This window comes from Microbacterium sp. NPDC056736, from assembly GCF_042790415.1.
Taxonomy (GTDB): Bacteria; Actinomycetota; Actinomycetes; order Actinomycetales; family Microbacteriaceae; genus Microbacterium.
Genome location: NZ_JBHTZE010000003.1, coordinates 26,080 through 49,247, shown reverse-complemented (window position 1 = coordinate 49,247; position 23,168 = coordinate 26,080). Strand labels below are relative to the sequence as shown.

The window sequence follows — 23,168 nt, the reverse complement described above, 5'->3', positions numbered from 1 at the left end:
GGCACCGTGCCGCGGCATCCGCTCTAGGCGACCGCGAACGAGACAGCGGGAGCCTCCGCGACCGCGATCTGCGAGACCCGGACGCCGACGGCCGCGGCGAGGCCCTCGATGTCCGCCGCGCCGACGCGGTTCGCCGCGTCGATCATGACGTGGGCGCAGGCCAGGGCGTCCGCCGTGGCGTTGTGGTGGGGGAAGTCGGCGAAACCCGCCTCGGCGGCGACGAACGGCAGCCGGTACGAGTCCAGGCGGTACACCTTGCGCGCCACCTGCAGGCTGCACGCGTAGCGGTAGGGCGGGCACTCGTCGCCGGTCGCGTCGCACGCGCGCTTGAGCACGGCCATGTCGAAGCCGGCGTTGTGGGCGACGAGGATGTCGTCGCCCGCGAAGGCGGCGAGATCGGCGAGCTGCCGCCCCCACGTGGCGGCGCCGGCCACATCCTCGGGCCGGATCCCGTGGATCCGCACGTTGAGCTCGAAGAAGACGTCGTGGCCCGCGGGCGGGCGGATCAGCCATCCGGCCTTGTCGACGATGCGCCCGTCGCGCACACGCACCAGCCCGACCGCGCACGCGGAGGCGTTGCTGGAGTTCGCCGTCTCGAAGTCGATCGCGGTGAAGTCCAGTGCCACGTCCCCAGACTCACCCGGACCCGCGCCGGCGGGGCGGAGGCGCGCCGAACGCGGGCCGCCGTCGCCACCGCGGCATAGGCTCGGACCATGGCCGGTCGCGAGGAGATGTCGCTGTCGTTCGGCGCCGCCGCCGGCGCGTACGAATCCGGGCGTCCGGACTATCCGCGCGAGGCGGTGGACTGGATGCTCGCGCCGGTGCGCGAGACGGGACGCGCGCTCCGCGTGGCGGACGTGGGCGCGGGGACCGGCAAGCTGACCCGCACCGTCGTCGAGGCGGGCGCCGAGGTGGTCGCGATCGACCCGGACCCGGTCATGCTCGCCGCGCTCCGCGAGCACGTGCGCGGCGTCCCCACCTTCGTGGGGACCGCAGAGCGGATGCCGCTTCCCGACCACAGCCTCGACGCGGTGCTGCTCGGTCAGGCCTGGCACTGGGTCGACCCGGCCGCGGCGTCCGCCGAGGCCGGACGCGTCCTGCGGGCGGGCGGCGTGCTGGGCCTCGCCTGGAACATCCGCGACGAGTCCGATCCGTGGGTCGCGCGCCTGACCGCCGCCCTGCACGGCTCCCACGCCGAGGAGATGCTCGCCGGGGACGGAGCGCAGGTCGCGTATCCGTTCGACGCGCTCGAGGCGCGAACGTGGACCTGGACGCGCTCTCTCACGCGGGCCGCACTGCTGGACATGGCGGCCTCGCGCAGCTATGTCATCACCGCGCCCGACGCGGACCGCGCCGCGATCCTCACGGCGGTGTCGGCCCTCTTCGACGAGCGCCTGCTCACCGATGCCACCGGCGCCGAGGTGGTCGACCTGCCGTACGTCACCCGCGCGTTCCGCAGCATCCGTCCCTGAGCGCCGCGGAAGGAATGCCGCGCCGTCATCCCCGGACCGTGCCGACGACGTGCCAGGGGCCGCTGCGCTCGCGGTAGCGCGGCGCGAAGCCGTGGTGGACGAGGACGTCCTCCATCGCGCGCGGGTCGTGGGCGAAGGAGCGATACGGGTTGCCGGTCACCGTGTACAGCGCGTTGAGCGCGCGGGAGGCGACGCGCGTCCACAGCGCGTTCCCCGGGTGGCTGAAGACGACGGCGCGCCTGGCACGACCGGCGGCGGCGCGGAGCAGCCGCCGGTAGTCCGGATAGCAGCAGACCACGCGATGCAGCACGACGATGTCGGCCGGCTCGACGGCCTCGGGCGCACCGGCGAGGTCGACTCCGAGCATCCTCGTCGCCCTGTCCCGCAGTCCCGCTTCGTCGAGGAGCCGGAGGGCCTCGGGCTCGTACGCCGGCGACAGCTCGACGTTGGTGGTGCGGGCGGCGCCGGCCTTGAGCGCCTCGAGCTGGATGTCGCCGATGCCGCCGCCGATCTCGAGCACCGAGGCGCCCTCCAGGCCGGTCGTGCGGGCGAAGTCGAGGACGAGCCGTGCGCTGGGCGTCAGGCCGTCGCGCCGGTAGTCGCGCGCCAGGCGGCGGGCGAACCGGTCGCCGAACTCGCGGTCGTAGCCGTCGGGGGTGCGTGGCGTGCAGCACTCGTCCACGGGCTCAGTATCCCGCCGTGCTTCGGGCCCGGCAACGGCCCGGCCATCGCGGAGCGGCGGGGAGCGGCATCCGTCCCGAACTAGACTGGATGCCCGTGGCTCTCACCATCGGAATCGTCGGACTCCCGAACGTCGGCAAGTCGACCCTCTTCAACGCGCTGACCAAGAACCAGGTGCTCGCGGCGAACTACCCGTTCGCCACGATCGAGCCCAACATCGGCGTGGTCAACCTGCCCGACCCGCGACTGGACAAGCTCGCCGAGATCTTCTCGTCGGAGCGGATCCTCCCCGCAGCGGTGTCGTTCGTCGACATCGCCGGCATCGTCCGCGGGGCCAGCGAGGGCGAGGGACTCGGGAACAAGTTCCTCGCGAACATCCGCGAAGCCGACGCCATCGCGCAGGTCGTGCGCGGCTTCGCCGACGACGACGTCGTGCACGTCGACGGCGCGGTGAACCCGCGCGGCGACATGGAGACGATCAACGCCGAGCTGCAGCTGGCCGACCTCGAGACGCTCGAGAAGGCGATCACGCGGTACGAGAAGGAGGTCAGGGGCCGCAAGCTCGACCCCGCCGTGCTCGCCGCGGCGACCGAGGCGAAGGACGCGCTCGAACGCGGCGTGCTGCTCTCGGCCTCGGGCATCGACCTCGCGCCGATCAAGGAGCTGGGCCTGCTGACCGCCAAGCCGTTCATCTTCGTCTTCAACGTGGACGAGGCCGTGCTGACGGATGCCTCCCGCAAGGCGGAGCTGGAAGCGCTGGTGGCCCCGGCCAAGGCCGTCTTCCTCGACGCGAAGATCGAGTCCGAGCTCATCGACCTCGACCCCGAGGACGCGGCGGAGCTGCTGGCCTCCACGGGCCAGGAGGAGTCCGGTCTCGATCAGCTCGCCCGCATCGGCTTCGACACGCTCGGCCTGCAGACCTACCTGACGGCCGGGCCCAAGGAGGCGCGCGCGTGGACCATCGGCAAGGGGTGGAAGGCCCCGCAGGCTGCCGGTGTGATCCACACGGACTTCGAGAAGGGCTTCATCAAGGCCGAGGTCATCTCGTTCGACGACCTGGTCGCGGCGGGATCGGTCGTCGAGGCGCGCGCCAAGGGGAAGGCGCGCCTCGAGGGCAAGGACTACGTCATGCAGGACGGCGACGTCGTCGAGTTCCGGTTCAACGTCTGAGCCCCCGACCCGCACCCGATCCGCCCTTCGAGAGGACAACCCGTGGCTGAAACCCAGATCTTCGAGCCCGACGGCCGGGCGATACCGTACGTCGACGAGCGCAGCGACGGTCCCGCGCTGGTGCTGCTGCCCGGCCAGGGCCTGAACATCAGCTATCTCGGCCCGCTCGCGCACGCCCTCGTGGAGGAGGACTTCCACGTCGTCCGCATCGGGCCGCGCCACCCCGCCACCGCCGCGGACGCCGAGGTGTCGCTGCACGACCTCGCGCAGGACGTCGTGGACGTGATGGCGCACGTCGGTCTCGCGGGCGCCTGGGTCGGCGGCCACGCGTTCGGCGGCACCGTGGCCCGCACGGTGGCACTGGATCACCCCGGCCGCGTCAACGGCGTGCTGCTGCTGGGCGTCGAGGGCGCGGTGGCGACCGACGAGCTGGCCGCCGGCGACTCCGACGTCCCCGCGCAGGCGCGCGACGGCGACGTCGTCGCGATGCAGCGCGCGGCACAGGCGTCGACGCCCGACGTGGAGTGGTCCACGCTCCCGCCCGCGCTCCCCGTGCTCGTCATCCAGGGCTCGGAGGATCGCCTCACGCCGCCGGCGAACGGCCAGGCCCTCCAGGCATCCGCGCCCGACCGGGTGAGCGTGACCACCGTCGAGGGCGGCGGGCACCTGTTCCCCGTCACCCACATCGGCGCGACGGCGTGGCCCATCGAGGACTACCTCGACTGGGACTGACACGTCGTCCGCCGGTGCCGGAAAGGACCGCGGCGACTGCCAGGCTGTGACGATGTCGGATTCAGCGATGTGGGACGCCGAGGCCGCGACCTTCGACGACGCCGTCGACCACGGGCTGCGGCATCCGGTCGCCCGTGAGGCCTGGCGGGCGCTGCTGGTGTCGCTCGTCGGGGAGCGGCGCTCGAGGATCGCCGACCTCGGGTGCGGCACCGGCACGCTGTCGGTGCTGCTCGCCGAGCTCGGCCACGAGGTCACGGGCCTCGACTTCTCGCCGTCGATGATCCAGCGGGCGCGGGAGAAGAGCCGCACCGCGGGCGCGGACGCGACGTTCGTGTGCGCGGACGCCTCGGCTCCGCCGCTCCCGGTGGCGCACTTCGACGTCGTGCTCAGCCGTCACGTGCTGTGGGCGATGACCGTCCCCGCCCAGGCTCTGCGCAACTGGGCCGACCTGCTGCGGCCGGACGGCAGGATCGTCCTCATCGAGGGGCGGTGGCACACGGGCGCGGGGATGACCGCCGAGGACGCGCGCCGGCTGGTCGCTGCGAGCGGTCTCCAGGAGGGCTCGCTCCGGGAGCTCCCGGACGCCGAGCTGTGGGGCGGGCCGATCGCCGACGAGCGATACGCACTGACGGCGTCCCGCTGACGGACGGCGTCCCGCTGAATCGCGGGCCCTATAGCCAGCCCGCCGCGACGACGCAAGAGTGTGGGCACAACTTCGCGCCCGCGCCCTTCGGGTCGACAATGGTGTCCGTGGCGGAGGACCAGGAGCAGCAGGGCGGGCAGTCCGCCCTCGCACCCGTGCCCACCGAGCCGCTGCCGCACCCCGACCCGCACCGCGGCACCGTCCTCGTGGTGGGCGTGTGCGCCACCGTGGCCTTCGTCGTGCTCCGGTTCGTCGTCGCGCTGGGCGGGCACGAGCCCCTCGCCCTCGACATCTGGTGGCAGGCGCTGATGATCGACATCACGACGGACGCGGGGCTGATCCTGGCCTGGATCCCCGCGGTCGTCGGCGGCACGATCGGAATGATCGTGATCGGCATCCTCTTGGTCGCCGTGTTCCTGTGGCGCAGGCGTCCATGGGATGCGGCGAACATGGCGCTCGCGATCGTCACCGTCGTGGCGATCGGCGCGCCGATGGCCGCGATCATCGCGCGCGTCCGCCCGGAGAACTCGCTGGCCGAGAGCGTGCCGACCTCGTTCCCCTCCGGCCACACGGCCGTCGCGACGACCGTCGCCGTGACGCTGGGCCTGCTGCTCAGGCGCTGGTACGTGTGGGTGGCCGGCGCATGCTGGGTGGTCTACATGATGTGGAGCCGCACATACCTGCACGCGCACTGGGTCAGTGACGTGGTGGCGGGCATGCTCGAGGGCGTCGCCGTCGCCACGCTGGTGTGGTGCTTCATGCACGCGCTGCGCATCCGCAGGGCCCAGTCGTCGGTCTCGCGAGATACATGAGTGATCTCCGGCCGCATTTCAAGTCCCTTCTGCGCGAGCCGGCGAGGGATACGGTTCCAGCATGACCACTGCGAAGAACGCGGCGCGGGCCGCACAGGAATCACCCGTATTCCGCACCATCGCCCGCATCGGCTACGTCGTGCTCGGCGTGCTCCACATCGTCATCGGCGCGATCGCCATCTCGGTCGCGGCGGGCGGCGGCGGGCAGGCCGACCAGGGCGGCGCGATGCAGACCATCCGCGAGACCCCCGCGGGGGTCTTCATGCTCTGGGCGATCGCGATCGGCCTGGTGGCGCTGGCCGCATGGCAGATCGCAGACGCCTTCCTCGAGCGCGAGCCCGACGAGAAGAAGAAGTGGGGCCACCGCGCGAAGTACCTCGGCACCGCCGCCGCCTACCTCGCGATCGCCGCCACCGCCGTCGTGTACGCGATGGGCGGCAGCTCGGACTCCTCCCAGTCGTCGCAGACGTTCAGCGCCCAGCTCATGTCGACGCCGGGCGGGGTGTTCCTCCTCGTGCTCGTGGGCCTCATCATCTTCGCGGTGGGCGTCGCCTTCATCATCCGGGGCGCGACGCGCGCGTTCGAGAAGCACCTGGATCTGCCGGCAGGGTCGGTCCGCAAGGGCATCGTGACGTTCGGCGTCGTCGGCTACATCGCGAAGGGGATCGCCGTGGGCGTGACGGGCGTGCTCTTCGTCGTCGCCGCTGTCACGCACGACGCCGAGACCGCCGGTGGCCTGGATGCCGCCCTCCACTCGCTCGCCGAGCTGCCCTTCGGGCGCATGATCCTGTGGGTCGTCGCCGCCGGCCTCATCATCTACGGCGTCTTCTGCTTCGCCCGCGCCCGCTACGCCCGGATGTGACACGGGGGAGCGCGGCGGGGAGCGGCCGTCTCACCCGGAGACCGGCTCCGCGTCCGCGCCTCCTGCGCCCGGATCGCGCGCGGATCGCTCGTCGAGGGCGACGAGCGCCGCGCGACGCCCCTCGGCGATGAGACGCGGGACGTCGGACATCGTCCACTGCGCCATGCGCTCCATCTCCGGCTGGATCAGGACGACGGCGGGGTCACCCGCCAGTTCGGCGGTGCGTGCGACGGTGCGCATCATGCGCACGTTCTCCCATCGGGCGTGCAGCCGCACCACGATGAGGCGGGAGGCGCCGAGCATCCGTGCCGCCTCGACGGGCACGTTGTCGACCATGCCGCCGTCGGCCAGCAGCGCCGCGGCGCGCCGCACCGGCGGCAGGATCCCCGGGACGGCGATCGTCGATCGCAGCGCCAGGCTGAGCGGACCCTCGTCGATGACCACCCCGCGGCGGGTGCGCAGGTCCGTGGCGTAGGCGGCGAACCGGCGGGGGAGCTCTTCGACGAGCGGGTCCCTGCCGAGCACGCGGATGACCGAGTCGCGCACCGCTGCGGTGTCGAGCAGGCCCCAGCGGGGGGAGAGGGACCATCGGGCGATCGCCCCCCAGCGGAACTCGCGTGCAGCCCGCTCGATCGCCCCCTGATCGAGCTCGGCGGCGTAGGCGGCCGCGACGAGCGCACCCGAGCTCGTGCCCACGGCGATGCCGGGACGGATGCCTCGCTCCGCGAGCACCTGCAGCACCCCGACGTGGGCGGCGGCGAAGGCTCCGCCCCCGCCGAGCACGAGCGCCAGTCCGTCGTCGTCGGCCACGGGCTCATCCTGCCTCACGCGGCGCTGCGGACAGAAGACGCCGGCGCCGCCGTCCGCGCGGGCCATTGACGCGTCGGCGGCGTCTTGGGAAGCTGAGCGAGGTCACAGTCCGGCGCTGGGGAGCGGGGGTCCGACGATGGAGATGTCGACGCGTGCGAGGGCGGCGAAGAAGTCCGTGGACGTCGTCACGACGTTCTTCTCCCGGATCCAGGCGCTCGCCGCCGATCAGGATGCCCTCGACTTCACGTTCGGCAACCCGCACGAGATGGCGCTGCCGGGGCTCTCGTCCGCACTGCGCGCGAACGCCCAGCCGCGGTCCGTCGACTGGTTCGCCTACAAGAGCAGCGAGCGGTCGGCGCAGGAGGTCGTCGCATCCGGCCTGCGCACCGAGCTCGGTCTCGACTTCGAGCCCGACGACATCGCGATGACGCAGGGCGCCTTCGGGGCGATCTCGCTGACGTTCGCGCTGCTGGCCGATGCGGGCGACGAGGTCGTCGTGCCGGTGCCCGGCTGGTTCTGCTACGAGCCGACGCTGTACGCCGCTGACCTGGTCCCGGTGCGGGCCGCGCTCGATCCGGAGACCTTCGACCTGGACGTGGATGCCATCGCGCGGGCGATCTCGCCGCGCACGCGGATCGTCATCGTCAACTCGCCCGCCAATCCGACCGGACGTGTGTACCCGAAGTCGGCATGGGACGCTCTCGCGGAAGAGCTGGAGCGTGCGTCGCGCCGCCACGGGCGCCGCATCTGGCTGCTCTCGGACGAGCCGTACCGCCGGATCCGGTTCGACGGCGTCGGGTTCGCCAGCCCGGCCGGCTCGTACCCGTGGACGCTCATCGACTACAGCTACGGCAAGGTGCTCCTCGCTCCCGGGCAGCGGCTCGGGTATCTGGCGCTGTCGCCGCACATCCCGGCGGCAGAGCGGGAGGAGCTGCGCGCCGCGCTCTTCCCGCTCGGACTCGCGATCGGGTGGGGGTTCCCCGACGCCATCATGCAGTACTCCGTCCCCGAGCTCGAGTCGCTGACGATCGACGTGCAGGAGCTGGCGAGGAGGCGGGACCGCCTCTACGGCGTGCTCACGGAGGCAGGTGTGCAGGTCACCCGCCCCGAGGGCACGTTCTATCTCTGGGGCCGGGCGCCCGGCGGGGACGGGCGCGTCTTCTGCGACGCCCTCGCCGCCCGCGGGGTGTACGTCATGCCCGGAGACCTGTTCGATCAGCCGCATCACTTCCGCGTCTCGCTGACGGCGACCATGCCCATGATCGACCGGGCGATCCCGCACATGGTCGACGTCTCCCGGGAGCTCGCGCAGGCCTCCTGACCGCCGCAGGCAGCGACGCGCGTCAGGCGGACGGCACCGTGCCGGCTGGCCGTGCGGGCTCCTCTGCGGCGGGTGCGCGCCGGGGCGCGCTCTCCAGCAGGGAACGAGCGAGCAGCGTGGATCCCGCCACGGCGGCGGGCATCGTGACGACGGCGCCGAGCGGCACGAAGAAGCAGAGCTGGGTCGCCACGCCGAAGCCGAGGACGCGCGCGCGATGCCGCCGCATCAGACGTCGACGGTCGGCGGGAACCAGTCCGCGCGCGGTGAGCGCGCGGGATGCGAGCTCGTCCGCCAGCAGCCAGCCGGTGAACGACACCGCGAAGACGGCGCTCAGCGCGCCGCCCACGACCGGGATCAGAGCCACCATGGCGGCCAGGAGCGCGATCACCATGCCGCGTGAGATGAGCGAGATCCCGTCGGCCACGGATCGCCAGAACCCGTAGCCGGCGTCGTCTCCGGCGTCGCCGAGATCGGCTTCGACCGCCTTCCAGATCCTGTCGTAGAAGGGCTCGCCGATGAGCAGCGTCAACGCCGTGAAGGAGACGGCGACCAGCACGAGCGAGGCGCCGAGGAGCGCCGTGCCGACGGCGAGCCGGAGGACGCTGGCCCACACACCCGGCCAGCCGTCGGCGAAGGGGGTGATCGCCTCCGTGATGGTCGGCAGGTACGTCCCGAGGGCGATGAGACCGGCCAGGAAGATCACCGCGACGATCGCCGCGGGAACGAGCCCGAGCGCCATCAGCCCGGGACGCCGCCGCCAGTAGGCGAAGCCGCGTCCGAGCAGGCCGACTCCCCGGGCGAACTCGCGCATCCCGCTCACTCTACGTCCGGTCGCGGCATCCCGGCCCGGCCCTTGACATGCGGCGTGAACGGCCCACAGGATCCTCGGCAAGTCAACCCCTTGTCGGCGCATTTCGGATGCCGCCATGGTGGGCCTGCGCTCGCATCGAGGCGGGCTCCGCCAGCAGGAGGTGGCCATGCTCAGTGCACCGATTTCGGCCGATGGGGTTCGTCGCCCTGAACTGACCTGGGTCGGGTCGGGCGCCTGGGTCGCGTGCGATCCGGACGCCGATCCGAACGATCCCCGCCGGACGGTCGCGTACCTCGAGTGCAAGGACGAGCGGGTGTATCTGCTGTGGGTGACCGGCTCGTCGGGGGTGTGCGAGTTCGACTCGATCCGTGCGGCGCTGGACGCGATCGCCGAGCGGCTCGCAATGACGCAGCCGACGCCTGGCTAGAGCAGCGCAGCTCGCGCCTGGACCGTCTCCGGGCCGATGTCAACCCCCTCTGCGGATCTCCGTGCGGGGGGCGATGCTCGGTCCGCAGGAGGTTGACGATGTCCGGACCCACGGGGGGCGCGGGAGCCTCGACGAAGGGAGCGGTCGCCGCCGCCACGAGTGATGTGAGGCATCCGGCGGCGACCGTGCAGCAGCAGGAAGACGCTCGGCGGCTGGTCCTCAAACCGCTGTGCGACCGCTCGTGGCGCCTGTGCGATCGGGCCCTGACCTACAGCGACCCGGCGAGTGTGATCGCGTACGTGGAGGAGCTCGAGGACGGCACCTACGAGGCGGTGTGGGTGTCGGTGGGGCTGGGATTCGCACGGTACCCGTCGCTGGAGCCGCTGCTCGCCGACGCGATCGAACGCGTCGACAGCGGTCGCAGTCTCGGCGCCCTCAAGCCGCAGCACATCCCGCACCGCCCGCCTGCCCGGGTGTGAGGCCGACGCGGGACCACGCCCTCGCCGTGTCGGCGGCCCGTGGCAGGATGTGCCCATGCCAGAGTCTCCCGAGGTCGAGGCGCTCGCGCGGTTCCTCGGCAGCGAGGCCACCGGCCGCCAGGTCGACGAGGTCGATGTCCTCGAGTACCGCGTCGTCAAGACGCGTGCAGCGCCCCCGGCGACGATCGTGGGGCGCACCATCACCGGAGCCGCACGCCACGGCAAGCACGTCGAGCTGATCCTCGACGAGGGGAGCCTCGTCGTCTCGCTCGGCAGACACGGCTGGATGCGGTGGTACGCCGACGGCGTCGATCCCGATTCCGCTGCCGACGAGCCGCCTGCTCTGGCCGCATTCGCCCTTGCCGGCGGGCGGACGCTGGCGGTGACGGATGCCGGAACCTGGGTCTCGCTCGGGCTCTTCGTCGTGGCCACCGCGGAAGCGGTGCCGGCGATCGCGAAGCTCGGTCCCGATCCGGCGGACCCGGGGTTCACCCGTGCGGACTTCGACGCGGCTCTCGGGCGGCGCCGCAAGCAGATCAAGGCGATCCTGCAGGAGCAGGAGTCGCTCGCCGGCATCGGCAACGCGTACTCCGACGAGATCCTGCATCGGGCCCGCGTCTCGCCGCTCGCCCACGCGGCCGCGCTGGACGCGGGCGAGTCCGACCGATTGTTCGATGCGACGGTGTCGACCGTGCGCGAAGCGATCGCCGCGCGCACGGGCGTCCCGATCGACCGGCTGAAGGCCGAGAAGGTGGCCTCGATGCGCGTGCACGGCCGCACCGGCGAGGCGTGCCGGGTGTGCGGTGACACGGTGCGCGATCTCGCGTTCTCGAGCACGGTGGCGCAGTACTGCCCGACGTGCCAGAACGGGGGCGCGCCGCTCTGACGACGCACCCCGGCGCGAGGCGGCAGGGCGGACCCCGCTGCTGCACGGCGTGGGTAGCATGGACGACATGACCACGTCGCAGCAGCCCGCCCCGATCACCCTCGCCCCCGTCTCCGACGACAAGAACCTCCTCACGGTCGTCGAGTCCGGCAGCTCCTGCTGCGGTGGCGGCGCCTGCGGCATGGGCTGAGGCCCGGCGCCCGAAGTCGACTCTCGCCGCGCTGATGACCGACGAACAGCTGCACATCACCCCGCGCGTCGGGCGCATCCTCATGTCCGAGGAGGCGATCTACGGCCTGATCCTCGTGTCCGGGATGATCGTCGTGAGCGGCTCGTCGACGGGCACGTCGCTGGACGCGTTCATCACGGTCGCCGTGACAGTCGTCGTGTTCTTCGCGGCACACGTCTTCGCCGGCACGCTGGGCAGGCTGGCGGCCACCGACGGTCACGCCGGTCTTCGCGCCAGCCTGAGGGCCTCGTCGCGTCAGTCCGGCGGCATGCTCCTCGCGTCGGTGCCGCCGCTCACGATCCTGCTCCTGGGAACCTCCCGGGTGATCGAGGACAGCACCTCCCTGTGGGTGGCCCTCATCGTCAACACCGTGATGCTCGGCGCGCTCGGGTGGATCGCCGTCGCCCGCTGGAGCACTCACTGGCTCCCGCGCATCCTGAGCGCCCTGACCACCGCCGCGTTCGGCGGCGTCCTCATCCTTCTGAAGGCCGTCATCCACCACTGACGCGGGCCGCGCCGCGGGTCCCGCGCAGCGCGGAGGTGAGCGACGCGCTGAGCCCCGGCACGTCGTCCGCCGGCACGGCGAGCGCCTGCAGCGACCTGCTGAAGAAGTTGCGCGCACCGGCGGCCAGGGTGATGTCGACGATCTGGCGGTCGGTGAACCCCACATCGCGCAAGCGCTGCGCGTCTGCGTCGGTCATCGCCGCAGCATCCGTCGACAGCCTCTCGGCGTACTGCACGACCGCGGCGTCGGCATCGCTCAGGCCGGTCCCGGCAGCCGCGCCGTCGCGGACGAGCCGGGCCAGCTGGTCCTCGTCCAGGAGTCCCGCCCGCAGCGACTTGCGCCCGTGGGCCAGGAGGCAGTGCTCCGACCCCAGGGCACGGGCTGCGCCGAGGGTGGCGAGCTCGTACGTGCGCAGGCCGATCGAGGGCAGGATCGCCCCGATCAGCGCCTCGAAGGCCTGATGCGCCTCAGGATTCACCGCCATCGCCCGCGTGTGGGCGAAGACGAACCCGTCCTCTCGCAGGTCCGCCTGGTACATCTCGGCGACGTGTCCCACGGCGGCGTCGACATCGGGTGTGCTGACGATCATGCTGCTGCCTTCCCGTCGGTTCTCGGGCGCCATCCAGAATCGCGGATGCCCCACCCCTTGTCGAGGGGCGGGGCATCGGCGTGATACGTCGTCAGTGCGCGGCAGGCGCCCCGACCGGCTGGTCGGCGGGCTTGCGGATGAGGAATGCGCCCACCAGGAGCGGCAGCGACAGGAACGCGGCCGTGAGGAACGCCGCGTGGGTCCCGGCCGCGCCGGCAGCGGCCTCGTCGGCGCCGGATGCCACCGCGGCCGACGTGCCGGCGGCCATGACGCCGAACATCAGGGCGATCCCTGCAGCACCGGCGACCTGCTGAACGGTGCCGACGACCGCCGATCCGTACGAGTAGAACCGGGGCTGCAGCGATGCGAGCGAGGCCGTGAACAGCGGCGTGAAGGAGAGCGCGAGACCCAGCGACAGCGCGGTCTGCGCGACGGCGACGAGCCACACCGGCGTCTCGGTCGTGAACGTCGTGTAGAACCACAGCAGCGAGCTGGTGATGACGGCGCCCGGCACCAGCAGCACCGTGGTGCCCCAGCGGTCGTAGATGCGGCCGATGAAGGGACCCGCCAGACCCATCGCCAGCGCGCCGGGCAGCACCACGAGGCCCGCCGTCAGCGGGTCTGCGCCCAGCACGTCCTGGAGGTAGAGCGGCACGATGGTGATGGCGCCGAAGAACGCCATCGACATGATGGCCATCTGCGCGATCGACAGGGAGAAGTTCGTGCTGCGGAACACCCGCAGGTCCAGCAGTGCGTCGTCCTTGCGCTGGAGGCGCACCTGTCGCCAGCCGAAGAGGCCGAGGGCCACCACGCCGATGCTCAGCGACACGATGAGCGTCGTCGTCGAGGCGGCGGTCGCAGCGGCGGCATCCGCTCCGCCCCCGTGACCGCCGGCGCCCAGCTGGCTGAGGCCGAAGACGAGGCCACCGAAGCCGAGGGCCGACAGGATCACCGACAGCACGTCGATCGGCGCGCGCGTGGTCTCACCGAGGTTGTGGATCCAGCGGGCGCCGACGACCAGCGCCACGATCGCGATCGGCAGCACCATTCCGAAGATCCAGCGCCACTCGAAGTTGTTCAGGATGGCGCCGGCGAGCGTCGGGCCGATCGCGGGGGCGAGCGAGATCACGATGCTGACGCGGCCCATCATGCGACCGCGGATGGCTGCGGGCACCACGGTCATCAGCGTCGTCATGAGCAGCGGCATCATGATCGCGGTGCCCGAGGCCTGCACGACGCGCGCGATGAGGAGCATCGGGAACCCGGGCGCGAGGAACGCGAGGAGCGTGCCCGCCGAGAACAGCGACATCGCGGCGACGAACATCGTCCGCGTGGTGAAGCGGCGCAGCAGGAAGCCGGTGATCGGGATGATCACCGCCATGGTCAGCATGAACGCCGTGGTCAGCCACTGCGCGGCGAGCGCGGTGATGCCGAGGTCGACGATGAGGTGCGGGATCGCGACGCCCATCGTCGTCTCGTTGAGGATCGCGACGAAAGCGGCCGCCAGGAGCAGCCAGATGACGCGGTTCTCCTCGGGGCGGAGGGCGACGGGGGCACCGGCGGCCTGGCGGGAGACGGCGGGCATGCTGCCGGTACCGGGATTCGTTTCGATGGCGGCCAAAGTCGTCTCCTCGAGGCTCGGATGGACAGCGAAGCGCCACCCGACGATGGCAAGCCTCCAACTTAACCACAGGCTCCGACATCGCATTCCCGATCGGTCGCGGGAATGCCGGCGCGCGCCGGTCGCGCGGTCAGCGCCCGGCGGGCTCCTCGTCGTCCCAGTCCTCCGAGCCGATCGCGTCGGTCGGCTCGGGCTCGGGCTCGCGATCCTCGATGCCCTTGGGCGTCGGACTCACGATCTCCTCGTGGGGGATGGCCTTGAGCGCGTCGATCTCCTCGCGGAGCTCGGCAAGGTCGCTGCCGTCGTGCTCGGGACGGTCCGGGGTGGAGTTCACGGCACGAGCCTAGCGTCGGCGGGCGGAATTAGGCTGGCGGGGTGAGTATGCGCGGTGGTGGAGGCGGCGGAGGGCACCCCGGGTTCCGGCCGGTCGACACCGAGGCGCAGCGCAAGGCCAACGCCGAGGCTCCCCGGATCCCGAACCTGGGCCGCCGGGTCGTCGCGCTCTTCCGGCCGTACACGTTCTCGATCGCGATCACCGGCGTGCTCGTGGTCGTGGGAGCGGGCATCGCGGTCATCCCGCCGCTGCTGGTGCAGCGGGTCTTCGACGACGCGCTGTTCCCCGTCGACGGCTCCGCCCCCGACCTGACGCTCCTCTGGCAGCTCGTGCTGGCCATGATCGTGCTCTTCCTGCTGTCGGCCGTGGTCGGCGTCGTGCAGACGTGGCTGACGTCCACGGTCGGCAACCGGGTCACCGGCGACCTGCGGGTGAAGCTGTTCGACCACCTCCAGTCGATGGAGCTCGGGTTCTTCACGCGCACCAAGACGGGCGTCATCCAGTCGCGTCTGCAGAACGACGTCGGCGGGGTCTCCGGCGTGCTCACCAACACGGTGACGAGCATCCTCGGCAACACCGTCACGGTCGTGGCGTCGCTGGTGGCCATGATCCTCATCGACTGGCGGCTCACGATCATCGCGGTCGTGCTGATGCCCTTCCTCATCCTCATCCAGCGCCGCGTCGGCCAGGTGCGGGCGCGCATCGCCGGCGAGACGCAGGAGTCGCTGTCGGAGCTGACGGCCATCACCCAGGAGACGCTCAGCGTCTCGGGCATCCTGCTCTCCAAGTCCTTCAACCGTCAGCGCACCGAGTCCGCCCGCTATGCCGACGAGAACGTCAACCAGGTCCGCCTGCAGGTGCGGCGGGCCATGAGCGGGCAGGGCTTCTTCGCCGTCGTGCAGGTCATCATGGCCAGCGTCCCGGCGATCATCTACCTCGTGTCGGGATACCTCATCGGCAGCGGCACCGACGCCATCACCGCCGGCACGATCGTCGCGTTCACGACGGTGCAGGCGCGGCTGCTCATGCCGCTCATGGGCCTCATGCGCGTCTCGCTCGACCTGCAGACCTCGGCGGCGCTGTTCGCGCGCATCTTCGAGTACCTCGACCTGGTGCCGGCGATAAAGGACGCCCCCGATGCGATCGACGTCTCGCAGGCGCCGGGTCCTGTCGGGCGCATCGAGTTCCGCGACGTGGTGTTCCGGTATCCGGATGCCGCCCCCGACACGAGGGCGACCCTGCAGGGCGTGTCCTTCGTGGCCGACCCCGGCCAGCAAGTCGCGTTCGTCGGGCCGTCCGGCGCGGGCAAGACCACCGTGCTGTACCTGACGCCGCGACTGTACGAGGCATCCGAGGGATCCGTCCTGTTCGCGGGCGAGGACGTGCGGCGGCTCCGGCAGGAATCCATCGTCGACAGCGTCGGCATCGTGTCGCAGGAGACGTACCTGTTCCACGCGACGATCCGCGAGAACCTGCGCTACGCCAAGCCCGACGCGACCGACGCGGAGCTCGAGGCCGCCTGTCGCGCGGCCAACATCCACCACGTGATCGAGCGCTTCGAGCAGGGCTACGACACCGTCGTCGGCGAGCGCGGCTACCGTCTCTCGGGCGGCGAGAAGCAGCGGATCGCCATCGCCCGCGTGCTGCTGAAGGACCCTCCCGTGCTGCTCCTCGACGAGGCGACGTCGGCCCTCGACACGGTGTCCGAGCGCGTGGTGCAGGAGGCGCTGGATGCCGCGGCGCGGGGCCGCACCACCCTCTCGATCGCCCATCGCCTCTCGACGGTGATCGACGCCGACGTGATCCATGTCGTCGAGGCCGGCCGCATCGTGGAGTCCGGCACGCACGGTTCGCTGCTGGCCGCCGGCGGACTCTACGCCGAGCTCGCGGCGCAGCAGCTCGCGACCACCCGCATCCTCGAGGCGGAGGTCGATCAGCCGCCCGCCGATCACCCCGAACGCCGCGCCGACACCGCGCCGGACCAACCCCTCGCGCTCACCGCCGCGCAGCTCGAGGAGCGCGGCATCGGGCGGGCGGTCGTCGGCGACCGGCCGCTCGAGGGCTGATCCGCGCCGGCGACGTCACCACAGGCATGCGGCGGCCAGCGCCGTCGCCGCGGCGTCGGGCAGCGACCCGGGCTCGGCGTGCGGCGTCAGCGCCCGGGCGAACGAGCCGAGCGCGCGGCGGTACGCGTCGTCGGGGTGGTGGCGGGCGATGTCGACGAGCGGCGGCAGGTCCATTCCCAGGATCAGCCGGACGCGGGATGCCACCGCCCGCTGCTGTCCGGCCGCGTCGAGCACCGCGATCCCGCCGGAAAGGGCCTCCAGGTAGTCGCGCAGCACGGGCAGCTCGCTCTTGTGCTGGGTGATGGAGGAGCCGTCCGCGCGCTCGCGCCATTCGACGACGACGTCCGGGATGACGTCGAACGCCCGCGCGCGCGTGTACATCTGCTGCGCGACGACCTGGTCCTCGTAGGCCTTCCCGACGGGGAAGCGCAGGCCGGTGCGCTGCCACAGGTCGGCTCGGCTGACCTTCGACCACGCGACGATGTTGCCGGACGCCTCCGGGTGCCGGGCGAGCGTCGTGCCGACCCGCGCCGGATCGGTCGCGGCGGCCACCCACGGCTGCACGCTCCCCGCCTCGTATCCGCCGGCGGTGTCGGGCCGCAGCCGCACGTACGCGCCCACCGCGAAGTCGCTGCCGCTGGCGGCGACGGTGCCGACGAGCCGCTCCAGGGCCCGCGGCGCAAGCCGGTCGTCGGCGTCGAGGAAGCCCACGAACGGGGTGCGCACGAGGTCGAGTCCGGTGTTGCGCGCCGCGCCCAGTCCGCGCTGCCGGGGATGATGGATCACGGTGAAGCGCTCGTCGTGCGCCGCCGCGGCGTCGAAAAGCCTGCCGGTGTCGTCGTTCGAGGCGTCGTCGACGAGGATGGCGACCCAGTCCGTGCGCGTCTGGGCGCGGAGGGATTCGAGCGCCTCGGCGGCGTAGAGCGCCACGTCGTACCCGGGGACGATGACGGTCACGGCGGGGGTCACCGTCCGATCCTACGGGCGCGGCGAGGCGGCCCGGCGCCGCGGCGCCGGCGTCATCGGCCCGGTGCGGCGACGGCCGCGACCGAGGCGGCGACGGCATCGGCGACGGCGTCGAGAGGGGCGTTGAGCCAGCGCGGGAAGGTGAAGCGCACGGCTGTCCGGGCGACGTCGGGTGCCACGCCCATGGCCACGAGCACGTGCGACGGCTCGTCGCTGCCGGCGGCGCAGGCGGACCCGCTCGACGACACGACGCCGCGCCGTTCCAGCTCGAGCAGCACCGCCTCGCCGCTGGTGCCGGCGAAGGTGAAGCTCGCCGTGCCGGGAAGCCGGTGCACCGGGTCGCCGGTGAGCCGCGCCGGCGGGATGCTCTCGAGCACCCGCGTGATGAAGCGGTCGCGGAGGGCGCTCACGCGCGCGGATGCCGCCACGCGGTCGGACTCGGCCAGCTCCAGCGCCGTCGCCAGCCCGACGGCGCCCGCGACGTCCTCGGTGCCGCTGCGGCGGCCGCGCTCCTGCCCGCCGCCGTGGAGCAGCGGCTCGAGCGGGATGCGCCCGCGCACGCCGAGCACCCCGGTGCCCTTGGGTGCTCCGAGCTTGTGGCCGGCCAGCGAGATCGCGTCGTACCCGAGTTCGTCCGCCGACAGCGGCAGCCAGCCCGCCGCCTGCACGGCGTCGAGGTGCAGCGGCACCCGCCGATCGCGCAGGAGCGCCGCGATCGCCGCGGCATCCTGCACCGTGCCGACCTCGTTGTTGGCGTACCCCAGGCTCACCAGCGCCGTGTCGTCGCGCAGGCTCTCGGCCACGGCATCCGGATCCACCCGTCCGTGCGCGTCGACGGGCACCCGCGTGACCGCGTACCCGTGCACGCGCTCGAGGTAGGCGACGGACTCGAGCACCGACTCGTGCTCGATCGGCGTGGTGATGACGTGGGCGCGCCGGTCGTCCCGGCGCTGCGCGGCGGCGATCGCGATGCCCTTGATCGCGAGGTTGTTGGCCTCGGTGCCGCCCGAGGTGAAGACGACGTCGCCCGATCGCAGGCCGAGCACGCGGGCGACGCGGGTGCGGGCGTCGGCGAGAGCGTCGGCCGCCGCCTCGCCCACGGTGTGGTGGCTGGACGGATTGCCGTACCACCGGGTGAGGTACGGCATCATCGCCTCGAGCACCTCGGGACGCACCGGTGTCGTGGCGGCGTTGTCGAGGTACAGCATGCTCATCGTGCGCCTGCCCGGGTCACGGGGCGTCGAGGCGCACGTCGAGCCCGAGGTCAAGTGCGCGGGCGGAGTGGGTCAGCGCGCCGACGGAGACGACGTCGACGCCGGTCTCGGCGATCGCACGCACGGTCTCGAGCGAGACGCCGCCGGACGCCTCGACGGTCGCCCGGCCGGCCACCTGGGCGACGCCCGCGCGGAGATCCTCGAGCGAGAAGTTGTCGAGCATGATCGTGCCGATGCCCGCGGCGAGCACCGGCTCGATCTGATCGAGGCGGTCGACCTCGACCTCGATGTGCGTCGTGTGGGGGAGCAGGTCCTTCGCCGCGCGGAGCGCAGCGGTCGCCGACACGCCCTTCTGCGCGAGCACGGCGAGGTGGTTGTCCTTGGCCATCACCGCGTCCGACAGCGAGTGGCGGTGGTTGCGGCCGCCGCCGTCTCGCACCGCCTTGCGCTCGAACGCGCGCAGGCCCGGTGTCGTCTTGCGGGTGTCGGCGATGCGGGCGCCGGTGTGCGCCACCTCGGCGACATAGGCGCCGGTGAGCGTCGCGATGCCCGACATGCGCTGGACGAAGTTGAGCCCGATGCGCTCGGCCTGCAGGACGCCTCGGGCAGGGCCGGTCACGACCGCCAGCACGGCTCCGGGCTCGAACCACTCGCCGTCCTCGACGACGAGCTGGACGTCGGTGCGCGGGTCGGTGAGCCGGAACGCCGCCTCGAACACCTCGCCGCCGGAGAAGACGCCGCGCTCCCGCGCGACCAGGTCGGCGCGGGCGACCGCGTTCTCGGGGATGAGCGCCTCGCTCGTGAGGTCGCCCCACGGCGCGTCCTCCTCGAGTGCGAGCGCGACGACCCGATCGATGTGGGCACGGCTCAGCATGCGACCGCCTCCTTCACCGCGCCGACGGCGACGGGCGCGGCATCCGAGCGGAAGTGCGCCCCGACGGACTCGCTGCGGTCGCGGGCCGCCGCCACCAGGTGCTCGGCGACGAGGAGCAGGTTCTCGTCCTCCCGGTCGTGCTCGGAGGAGGGGTCGCGGTGCTGCGCACGCCACGCCGCGATGACGGATGCCGCGTGCGCGAGCCCGGCCTCGTCGCGCCGGAGTCCGGCGTGCTCCCACATCAGGTGCTGCAGCGCCGCTCGCGTGAAGGCCGGTGCGCGTCCGCCTTCCGCGCTGTGCTCACGCGTCCCGGAGGTCGGCGGCACGGGAGCGGGCCACGATGCGGATGCCGCGTCCGCGGCGATCGCGTCGCCGGCCCGGGCGCCGAACACGGCGCCCTCCAGCAGCGAGTTGGAGGCCAGCCGGTTCGCTCCGTGGACGCCGGTGCGGGCGACCTCGCCGACCGCGTACAGGCCCGGCAGCGTCGTGCGTCCGTAGAGGTCGGTCACGACCCCGCCCATGAGGTAGTGGGCGGCCGGCGTCACGGGGATCGGCTGGCGCGCCCAGTCGAGCCCGCGCTCGCGCACCGCGCGGTCGATCGTGGGGAAGCGGCGGGCGAGGAACGCGGCGCGCTCCGCGGGGTCGGCGGAGTGGATGCCCGTCGCGTCGAGGAGCACGGGCCGGCCGTCCTGCTCCTCCATCCGCCGCGCGATCGCCCGGGCGACGACGTCTCGGGGTGCGAGCTCGCCGTCGGGGTGGGCGTCGAACGCGAAGCGGCGGCCACGCTCGTCGACGAGCGTCGCGCCCTCGCCGCGGACCGCCTCCGACACGAGGAACGAATCGCCGACCGCGAGCACCGTCGGGTGGAACTGGAAGAACTCGAGGTCTGCGACGGCCGCGCCGGCTCGGACAGCGGCGGCGATGCCGTCGCCCGTCGCCACCTCGGGGTTCGTCGAGTGCGCGTAGAGCTCGCCGGCGCCGCCCGTCGCCAGCACCACCGCATCGCCCGCAAGCGCCTCGCGGCGGCCGGGTGAGGAATCCGTCTCGCCGACCAGCAGCTCCACGCCCGTTGCCCGGGTCCCATCGGTCAGCAGGTCGACGAGGAACGCGTGTTCGATGACGGTCACGGCGCTCGACCGCAGGCGGGCGACCAGCGCCCGCTCGATGGCCGTGCCGGTGGCGTCGCCGCCGGCGTGGAGGATGCGCGGATAGGAGTGCGCCGCTTCGAGACCCTTCACGAATCCGCCGCTGCCGTCGCGGTCGAACGCGACCCCCAGGTCGATCAGCTCGCGGATGCGGTCAGGGCCCTCGTCGACGAGCACCCGGACGGCGTCGGGGTCGCTGAGGCCCGCTCCGGCGACGAGGGTGTCGTGCAGGTGGTCGTCGGCGCGGTCGTCGTCGAACATGACGCCCGCGATCCCGCCCTGGGCGTACCGGGTGTTGGCGTGCTCGAGGACGTCCTTGGTCACCAGCGTGACGCGGCATCCGTGCTCCACCGCGTGCAGGGCGGTGAGGAGGCCCGCGATGCCCGACCCGACGATGACCGCGTGCGGAGCGCGGTCCGGCTGCGGAGTCATGATGCGTGCTCCCATGCGGCGGCGGGGGCGGCGGGCGGCTTGGCGGCGAGCATGCGCTCCAGCGCCAGTCGTGCCGGATCGGCGACGTCCTGCGGCACCGTGATGCGGTTGCGCACCTCGCCGGCCACGAGACCCTCGAGCACCCAGGCGAGGTAGCCCGGGTGGATGCGGTACATCGTCGAGCACGGGCACACGACGGGGTCGAGGCAGAAGATGTCGTGCTGCGGGTGCTGGGCGGCCAGTCGCTGCACGAGGTTCACCTCGGTGCCGATCGCGAAGGTGGCAGGCTCGGTCGCGGCCTCGATCGCCTTGCGGATGTAGTCGGTCGAACCGGCCTCGTCCGCGGCATCCACGACCTCCATGGGGCACTCCGGGTGCACGATGACCCGCACGCCCGGGTGCTCCGCGCGCGCCTTCTCGATCTGGTCGACCGAGAAGCGGCGGTGCACCGAGCAGAAGCCGTGCCACAGGATCACGCGCGCATCGGCGAGCTGGTCGGCGGATGCCCCGCCCAGCGGCTTGCGCGGATTCCACATGGGCATCTGCTCGAGCGGCACTCCCATCGCCTTCGCCGTGTTGCGGCCGAGGTGCTGGTCGGGGAAGAAGAGGACGCGGCGGCCGCGCGCGAAGGCCCACTCGAGCACCGTCCGCGCGTTCGACGACGTGCACACGATGCCGCCGTGGCGACCGACGAAGCCCTTGATGGCGGCCGAGGAGTTCATGTAGGTCACGGGGACGACGGGGACGAGGCCCTCCTCGTCGACGGCGTCGAGGTCGCCGTAGACGTCGGCGAGCTGCTCCCAGCACTCCTCGACCTGGTCGATGTCGGCCATGTCGGCCATCGAGCAGCCCGCGGCGAGGTTGGGCAGGATGACCGCCTGCTCGGGCCGCGAGAGCAGGTCGGCGGTCTCCGCCATGAAGTGCACGCCGCAGAACACGATCGCCTCGGCGTCCGGGTGCTCGAGCGCCGCGTTGGCGAGCTGGAACGAGTCGCCCACGTAGTCCGCGTGCACGACGACCTCCTCGCGCTGGTAGAAGTGGCCCAGCACGACGACGCGCTCGCCGAGGGTCGACTTGGCGGCGCGGATGCGCGTGTCGAGCTCTTCCTCGGAGGCCTCGCGATACTCCCGCGGCAGCTCGCCCTGGCGGGGGGCGCCGGTCGGGATCACGTCGCCCATCGACGATCCGGGCCCGTACCCCGGGCGGGCGTCGAAGTCCCACGGGCCGGCGGCGAGGTCGGTGTTGCAGGTCTCGCCGGTCTGCGCACCGGCGACGATCGCCTGGATCGCGTGATCGACGGACGCGTCGAGGTCTGGCCGAGGCTGCAGAGCGATGTTGATGGCGGACATGATGGGCTCTCTCGTTCGGGTGCGGGTCAGTCTCGGGCGCCGAGCGGGCCGCGGTCGGCCAGTTCGACGTCCTGGTTGTACCGGTACAGCCGGGCCGGGCGGTGGCTGCCGGTGCGGAACCGGTCGGTGGGGATGAGGGTGCCGGAGTTCTCGACCTGGCGGCGGAAGTTCGCCGGATCGAGGCGCCGGCCGAGGACCACCTCGTACACCTCCCGCAGCTCGGCGAGCGTGAACTCGTCGGCGAGGAGGCCGTGGGCGATGCGGCTGTAGCCGACCTTGTTGCGCAGGCGCCACAGGGCGTAGTCGACGATCTCGTTGTGGTCGAACGCGAGTCGCGGGAGCCGCGTGGCATCGAACCACTCGACGTTCTCGACCGTGCCGTCGGCGATCTCGTCCGCCCGCAGCAGCGCCCAGTACACGATCGAGACGACCCTGGTGGGGGAGCGGTCGACCGCGCCGAACGCGTACAGCTGCTCGAGGTAGCTCGGCGCCAGCCCCGTCGTCTCGGCGAGCGTGCGCGACGCCGCGGCATCAAGGCCCTCCGCCGCATCCAGCCACCCGCCGGGGAGCGCCCACTGGCCCTCGTGCGGGTCGCGGGTGCGCCGCACCAGCGGGAGCACCACCTGGACGCCGTCGCTGCCGGGAAGGCGGCGCAGCGTGAAGATCACCGTCGAGACCGCGACGCGGATCGCGTCGGCCGGGACGGGGTCGGGTGCTGTTCTTGTCATCATGACCCTA

Annotated in this window: 26 protein-coding genes; 13 read left to right on the top strand and 13 right to left on the bottom strand. The window is 72.4% G+C overall.

Going from position 1 to position 23,168, the window contains the following annotated elements:
- Positions 1–23: 23 nt before the first annotated feature.
- Complete coding sequence (locus ACFRAL_RS07660; RefSeq protein ID WP_336396419.1) at positions 24–626, bottom strand: 3'-5' exonuclease; 603 nt, start codon at positions 624–626, stop codon at positions 24–26.
- An 87-nt stretch (positions 627–713) separates the two neighbouring features.
- On the opposite strand from ACFRAL_RS07660, the gene ACFRAL_RS07655 reads away from it, so the two are divergent.
- Entirely contained in the window at positions 714–1,472 is a 759-nt protein-coding gene (locus tag ACFRAL_RS07655) for a class I SAM-dependent methyltransferase (RefSeq protein WP_378881409.1), read from the top strand.
- Positions 1,473–1,497: 25 nt separating this feature from the next.
- On the opposite strand, the gene ACFRAL_RS07650 is transcribed toward ACFRAL_RS07655, so the two are convergent.
- Positions 1,498–2,154, bottom strand: a complete 657-nt coding sequence (locus ACFRAL_RS07650) for a methyltransferase domain-containing protein (RefSeq protein WP_336396417.1) — start codon at positions 2,152–2,154, stop codon at positions 1,498–1,500.
- A gap of 95 nt (positions 2,155–2,249) precedes the next feature.
- Between ACFRAL_RS07650 and ychF the strand changes: the two genes are divergently transcribed.
- From ychF to ACFRAL_RS07625, 5 genes are all read left to right on the top strand, one after another.
- Complete coding sequence (ychF, locus tag ACFRAL_RS07645) at positions 2,250–3,323, top strand: redox-regulated ATPase YchF (protein WP_378881406.1); 1,074 nt, start codon at positions 2,250–2,252, stop codon at positions 3,321–3,323.
- A gap of 42 nt (positions 3,324–3,365) precedes the next feature.
- Entirely contained in the window at positions 3,366–4,055 is a 690-nt protein-coding gene (locus ACFRAL_RS07640) for an alpha/beta fold hydrolase (protein ID WP_378881403.1), read from the top strand.
- Positions 4,056–4,107: 52 nt separating this feature from the next.
- Positions 4,108–4,698, top strand: coding sequence for a class I SAM-dependent methyltransferase (locus ACFRAL_RS07635; protein ID WP_336396414.1), 591 nt, complete (start codon positions 4,108–4,110; stop codon positions 4,696–4,698).
- Between the two features lie 107 nt (positions 4,699–4,805).
- Complete coding sequence (locus tag ACFRAL_RS07630; RefSeq protein ID WP_378881400.1) at positions 4,806–5,510, top strand: phosphatase PAP2 family protein; 705 nt, start codon at positions 4,806–4,808, stop codon at positions 5,508–5,510.
- A 61-nt stretch (positions 5,511–5,571) separates the two neighbouring features.
- Positions 5,572–6,372 carry a DUF1206 domain-containing protein gene (locus tag ACFRAL_RS07625; protein WP_378881398.1) on the top strand — a complete coding sequence of 267 codons (801 nt, stop codon included), beginning with the start codon at positions 5,572–5,574 and terminating at the stop codon, positions 6,370–6,372.
- Positions 6,373–6,402: 30 nt separating this feature from the next.
- On the opposite strand, the gene ACFRAL_RS07620 is transcribed toward ACFRAL_RS07625, so the two are convergent.
- Complete coding sequence (locus ACFRAL_RS07620) at positions 6,403–7,182, bottom strand: patatin-like phospholipase family protein (protein ID WP_378881394.1); 780 nt, start codon at positions 7,180–7,182, stop codon at positions 6,403–6,405.
- 136 nt (positions 7,183–7,318) lie between these two features.
- On the opposite strand from ACFRAL_RS07620, the gene ACFRAL_RS07615 reads away from it, so the two are divergent.
- Positions 7,319–8,503 (top strand): aminotransferase class I/II-fold pyridoxal phosphate-dependent enzyme, encoded by a 1,185-nt coding sequence (locus ACFRAL_RS07615; RefSeq protein ID WP_378881391.1) that lies wholly within the window; start codon positions 7,319–7,321, stop codon positions 8,501–8,503.
- 22 nt (positions 8,504–8,525) lie between these two features.
- Here the strand turns inward: ACFRAL_RS07615 and ACFRAL_RS07610 are convergent, their stop codons facing one another.
- Positions 8,526–9,314 (bottom strand): EI24 domain-containing protein, encoded by a 789-nt coding sequence (locus tag ACFRAL_RS07610; protein ID WP_336396409.1) that lies wholly within the window; start codon positions 9,312–9,314, stop codon positions 8,526–8,528.
- Between the two features lie 115 nt (positions 9,315–9,429).
- Here ACFRAL_RS07610 and ACFRAL_RS07605 point away from each other — a divergent pair, with 115 nt between their 5' ends.
- From ACFRAL_RS07605 to ACFRAL_RS07585, 5 genes are all read left to right on the top strand, one after another.
- Positions 9,430–9,741, top strand: coding sequence for a hypothetical protein (locus ACFRAL_RS07605; RefSeq protein WP_336396408.1), 312 nt, complete (start codon positions 9,430–9,432; stop codon positions 9,739–9,741).
- A gap of 98 nt (positions 9,742–9,839) precedes the next feature.
- Entirely contained in the window at positions 9,840–10,220 is a 381-nt protein-coding gene (locus tag ACFRAL_RS07600) for a hypothetical protein (RefSeq protein ID WP_378881387.1), read from the top strand.
- A gap of 55 nt (positions 10,221–10,275) precedes the next feature.
- Complete coding sequence (locus ACFRAL_RS07595) at positions 10,276–11,106, top strand: DNA-formamidopyrimidine glycosylase family protein (RefSeq protein WP_378881384.1); 831 nt, start codon at positions 10,276–10,278, stop codon at positions 11,104–11,106.
- A gap of 67 nt (positions 11,107–11,173) precedes the next feature.
- Positions 11,174–11,296, top strand: a complete 123-nt coding sequence (locus ACFRAL_RS07590) for a hypothetical protein (protein WP_336396405.1) — start codon at positions 11,174–11,176, stop codon at positions 11,294–11,296.
- 34 nt (positions 11,297–11,330) lie between these two features.
- On the top strand, positions 11,331–11,840 hold the full coding sequence (locus ACFRAL_RS07585) for a hypothetical protein (RefSeq protein ID WP_336396404.1): 510 nt from the start codon (positions 11,331–11,333) through the stop codon (positions 11,838–11,840).
- On the opposite strand, the gene ACFRAL_RS07580 is transcribed toward ACFRAL_RS07585, so the two are convergent.
- From ACFRAL_RS07580 to ACFRAL_RS07570, 3 genes are all read right to left on the bottom strand, one after another.
- The gene (locus ACFRAL_RS07580; protein ID WP_378881379.1) at positions 11,827–12,429 is read right to left on the bottom strand and encodes a carboxymuconolactone decarboxylase family protein; all 603 of its coding nucleotides are present in this window, start codon (positions 12,427–12,429) and stop codon (positions 11,827–11,829) included. The two genes, ACFRAL_RS07585 and ACFRAL_RS07580, sit on opposite strands and share 14 nt — an antisense overlap.
- A gap of 91 nt (positions 12,430–12,520) precedes the next feature.
- A complete protein-coding gene (locus ACFRAL_RS07575) occupies positions 12,521–14,014 on the bottom strand; it encodes a DHA2 family efflux MFS transporter permease subunit (protein WP_378882119.1) in 1,494 nt (497 codons plus the stop codon).
- A gap of 166 nt (positions 14,015–14,180) precedes the next feature.
- The gene (locus ACFRAL_RS07570; RefSeq protein WP_336396402.1) at positions 14,181–14,384 is read right to left on the bottom strand and encodes a hypothetical protein; all 204 of its coding nucleotides are present in this window, start codon (positions 14,382–14,384) and stop codon (positions 14,181–14,183) included.
- A 47-nt stretch (positions 14,385–14,431) separates the two neighbouring features.
- On the opposite strand from ACFRAL_RS07570, the gene ACFRAL_RS07565 reads away from it, so the two are divergent.
- Complete coding sequence (locus ACFRAL_RS07565; protein ID WP_378882116.1) at positions 14,432–16,450, top strand: ABC transporter ATP-binding protein; 2,019 nt, start codon at positions 14,432–14,434, stop codon at positions 16,448–16,450.
- Positions 16,451–16,465: 15 nt separating this feature from the next.
- Here the strand turns inward: ACFRAL_RS07565 and ACFRAL_RS07560 are convergent, their stop codons facing one another.
- The 6 genes from ACFRAL_RS07560 to ACFRAL_RS07535 are packed head-to-tail and all read right to left on the bottom strand — an operon-like array spanning position 16,466 to position 23,158.
- Positions 16,466–17,419 carry a glycosyltransferase family 2 protein gene (locus ACFRAL_RS07560; protein WP_378881376.1) on the bottom strand — a complete coding sequence of 318 codons (954 nt, stop codon included), beginning with the start codon at positions 17,417–17,419 and terminating at the stop codon, positions 16,466–16,468.
- A 50-nt stretch (positions 17,420–17,469) separates the two neighbouring features.
- Positions 17,470–18,624 (bottom strand): cysteine desulfurase family protein, encoded by a 1,155-nt coding sequence (locus ACFRAL_RS07555; protein ID WP_378882113.1) that lies wholly within the window; start codon positions 18,622–18,624, stop codon positions 17,470–17,472.
- 22 nt (positions 18,625–18,646) lie between these two features.
- Positions 18,647–19,504 (bottom strand): carboxylating nicotinate-nucleotide diphosphorylase, encoded by an 858-nt coding sequence (gene nadC, locus ACFRAL_RS07550; RefSeq protein WP_378881373.1) that lies wholly within the window; start codon positions 19,502–19,504, stop codon positions 18,647–18,649.
- Positions 19,498–21,081 (bottom strand): L-aspartate oxidase, encoded by a 1,584-nt coding sequence (gene nadB / locus ACFRAL_RS07545; protein ID WP_378881371.1) that lies wholly within the window; start codon positions 21,079–21,081, stop codon positions 19,498–19,500. The genes nadC and nadB overlap by 7 nt, the downstream gene beginning before the upstream one ends.
- Positions 21,078–22,430, bottom strand: coding sequence for a quinolinate synthase NadA (gene nadA, locus ACFRAL_RS07540; protein ID WP_378881368.1), 1,353 nt, complete (start codon positions 22,428–22,430; stop codon positions 21,078–21,080). The genes nadB and nadA overlap by 4 nt, the downstream gene beginning before the upstream one ends.
- Before the next feature lie 26 nt (positions 22,431–22,456).
- Positions 22,457–23,158, bottom strand: a complete 702-nt coding sequence (locus ACFRAL_RS07535) for an NUDIX domain-containing protein (RefSeq protein WP_336396759.1) — start codon at positions 23,156–23,158, stop codon at positions 22,457–22,459.
- Positions 23,159–23,168 lie beyond the last annotated feature (10 nt).

Coding starts and splice junctions, on each gene's coding strand:
- ACFRAL_RS07655 (WP_378881409.1), top strand. CDS start 714: ATGGCCGGTCGCGAGGAGATGTCGCTGTCGTTCGGCGCCGCCGCCGGC.
- ACFRAL_RS07635 (WP_336396414.1), top strand. CDS start 4,108: ATGTCGGATTCAGCGATGTGGGACGCCGAGGCCGCGACCTTCGACGAC.
- ACFRAL_RS07625 (WP_378881398.1), top strand. CDS start 5,572: ATGACCACTGCGAAGAACGCGGCGCGGGCCGCACAGGAATCACCCGTA.
- ACFRAL_RS07615 (WP_378881391.1), top strand. CDS start 7,319: ATGGAGATGTCGACGCGTGCGAGGGCGGCGAAGAAGTCCGTGGACGTC.
- ACFRAL_RS07610 (WP_336396409.1), bottom strand. CDS start 9,314: ATGCGCGAGTTCGCCCGGGGAGTCGGCCTGCTCGGACGCGGCTTCGCC.
- ACFRAL_RS07605 (WP_336396408.1), top strand. CDS start 9,430: ATGGTGGGCCTGCGCTCGCATCGAGGCGGGCTCCGCCAGCAGGAGGTG.
- ACFRAL_RS07600 (WP_378881387.1), top strand. CDS start 9,840: ATGTCCGGACCCACGGGGGGCGCGGGAGCCTCGACGAAGGGAGCGGTC.
- ACFRAL_RS07595 (WP_378881384.1), top strand. CDS start 10,276: ATGCCAGAGTCTCCCGAGGTCGAGGCGCTCGCGCGGTTCCTCGGCAGC.
- ACFRAL_RS07590 (WP_336396405.1), top strand. CDS start 11,174: ATGACCACGTCGCAGCAGCCCGCCCCGATCACCCTCGCCCCCGTCTCC.
- ACFRAL_RS07585 (WP_336396404.1), top strand. CDS start 11,331: ATGACCGACGAACAGCTGCACATCACCCCGCGCGTCGGGCGCATCCTC.
- ACFRAL_RS07580 (WP_378881379.1), bottom strand. CDS start 12,429: ATGATCGTCAGCACACCCGATGTCGACGCCGCCGTGGGACACGTCGCC.
- ACFRAL_RS07575 (WP_378882119.1), bottom strand. CDS start 14,014: ATGCCCGCCGTCTCCCGCCAGGCCGCCGGTGCCCCCGTCGCCCTCCGC.
- ACFRAL_RS07565 (WP_378882116.1), top strand. CDS start 14,432: ATGCGCGGTGGTGGAGGCGGCGGAGGGCACCCCGGGTTCCGGCCGGTC.
- ACFRAL_RS07555 (WP_378882113.1), bottom strand. CDS start 18,624: ATGCTGTACCTCGACAACGCCGCCACGACACCGGTGCGTCCCGAGGTG.
- nadC (WP_378881373.1), bottom strand. CDS start 19,504: ATGCTGAGCCGTGCCCACATCGATCGGGTCGTCGCGCTCGCACTCGAG.
- nadB (WP_378881371.1), bottom strand. CDS start 21,081: ATGACTCCGCAGCCGGACCGCGCTCCGCACGCGGTCATCGTCGGGTCG.
- nadA (WP_378881368.1), bottom strand. CDS start 22,430: ATGTCCGCCATCAACATCGCTCTGCAGCCTCGGCCAGACCTCGACGCG.
- ACFRAL_RS07535 (WP_336396759.1), bottom strand. CDS start 23,158: ATGACAAGAACAGCACCCGACCCCGTCCCGGCCGACGCGATCCGCGTC.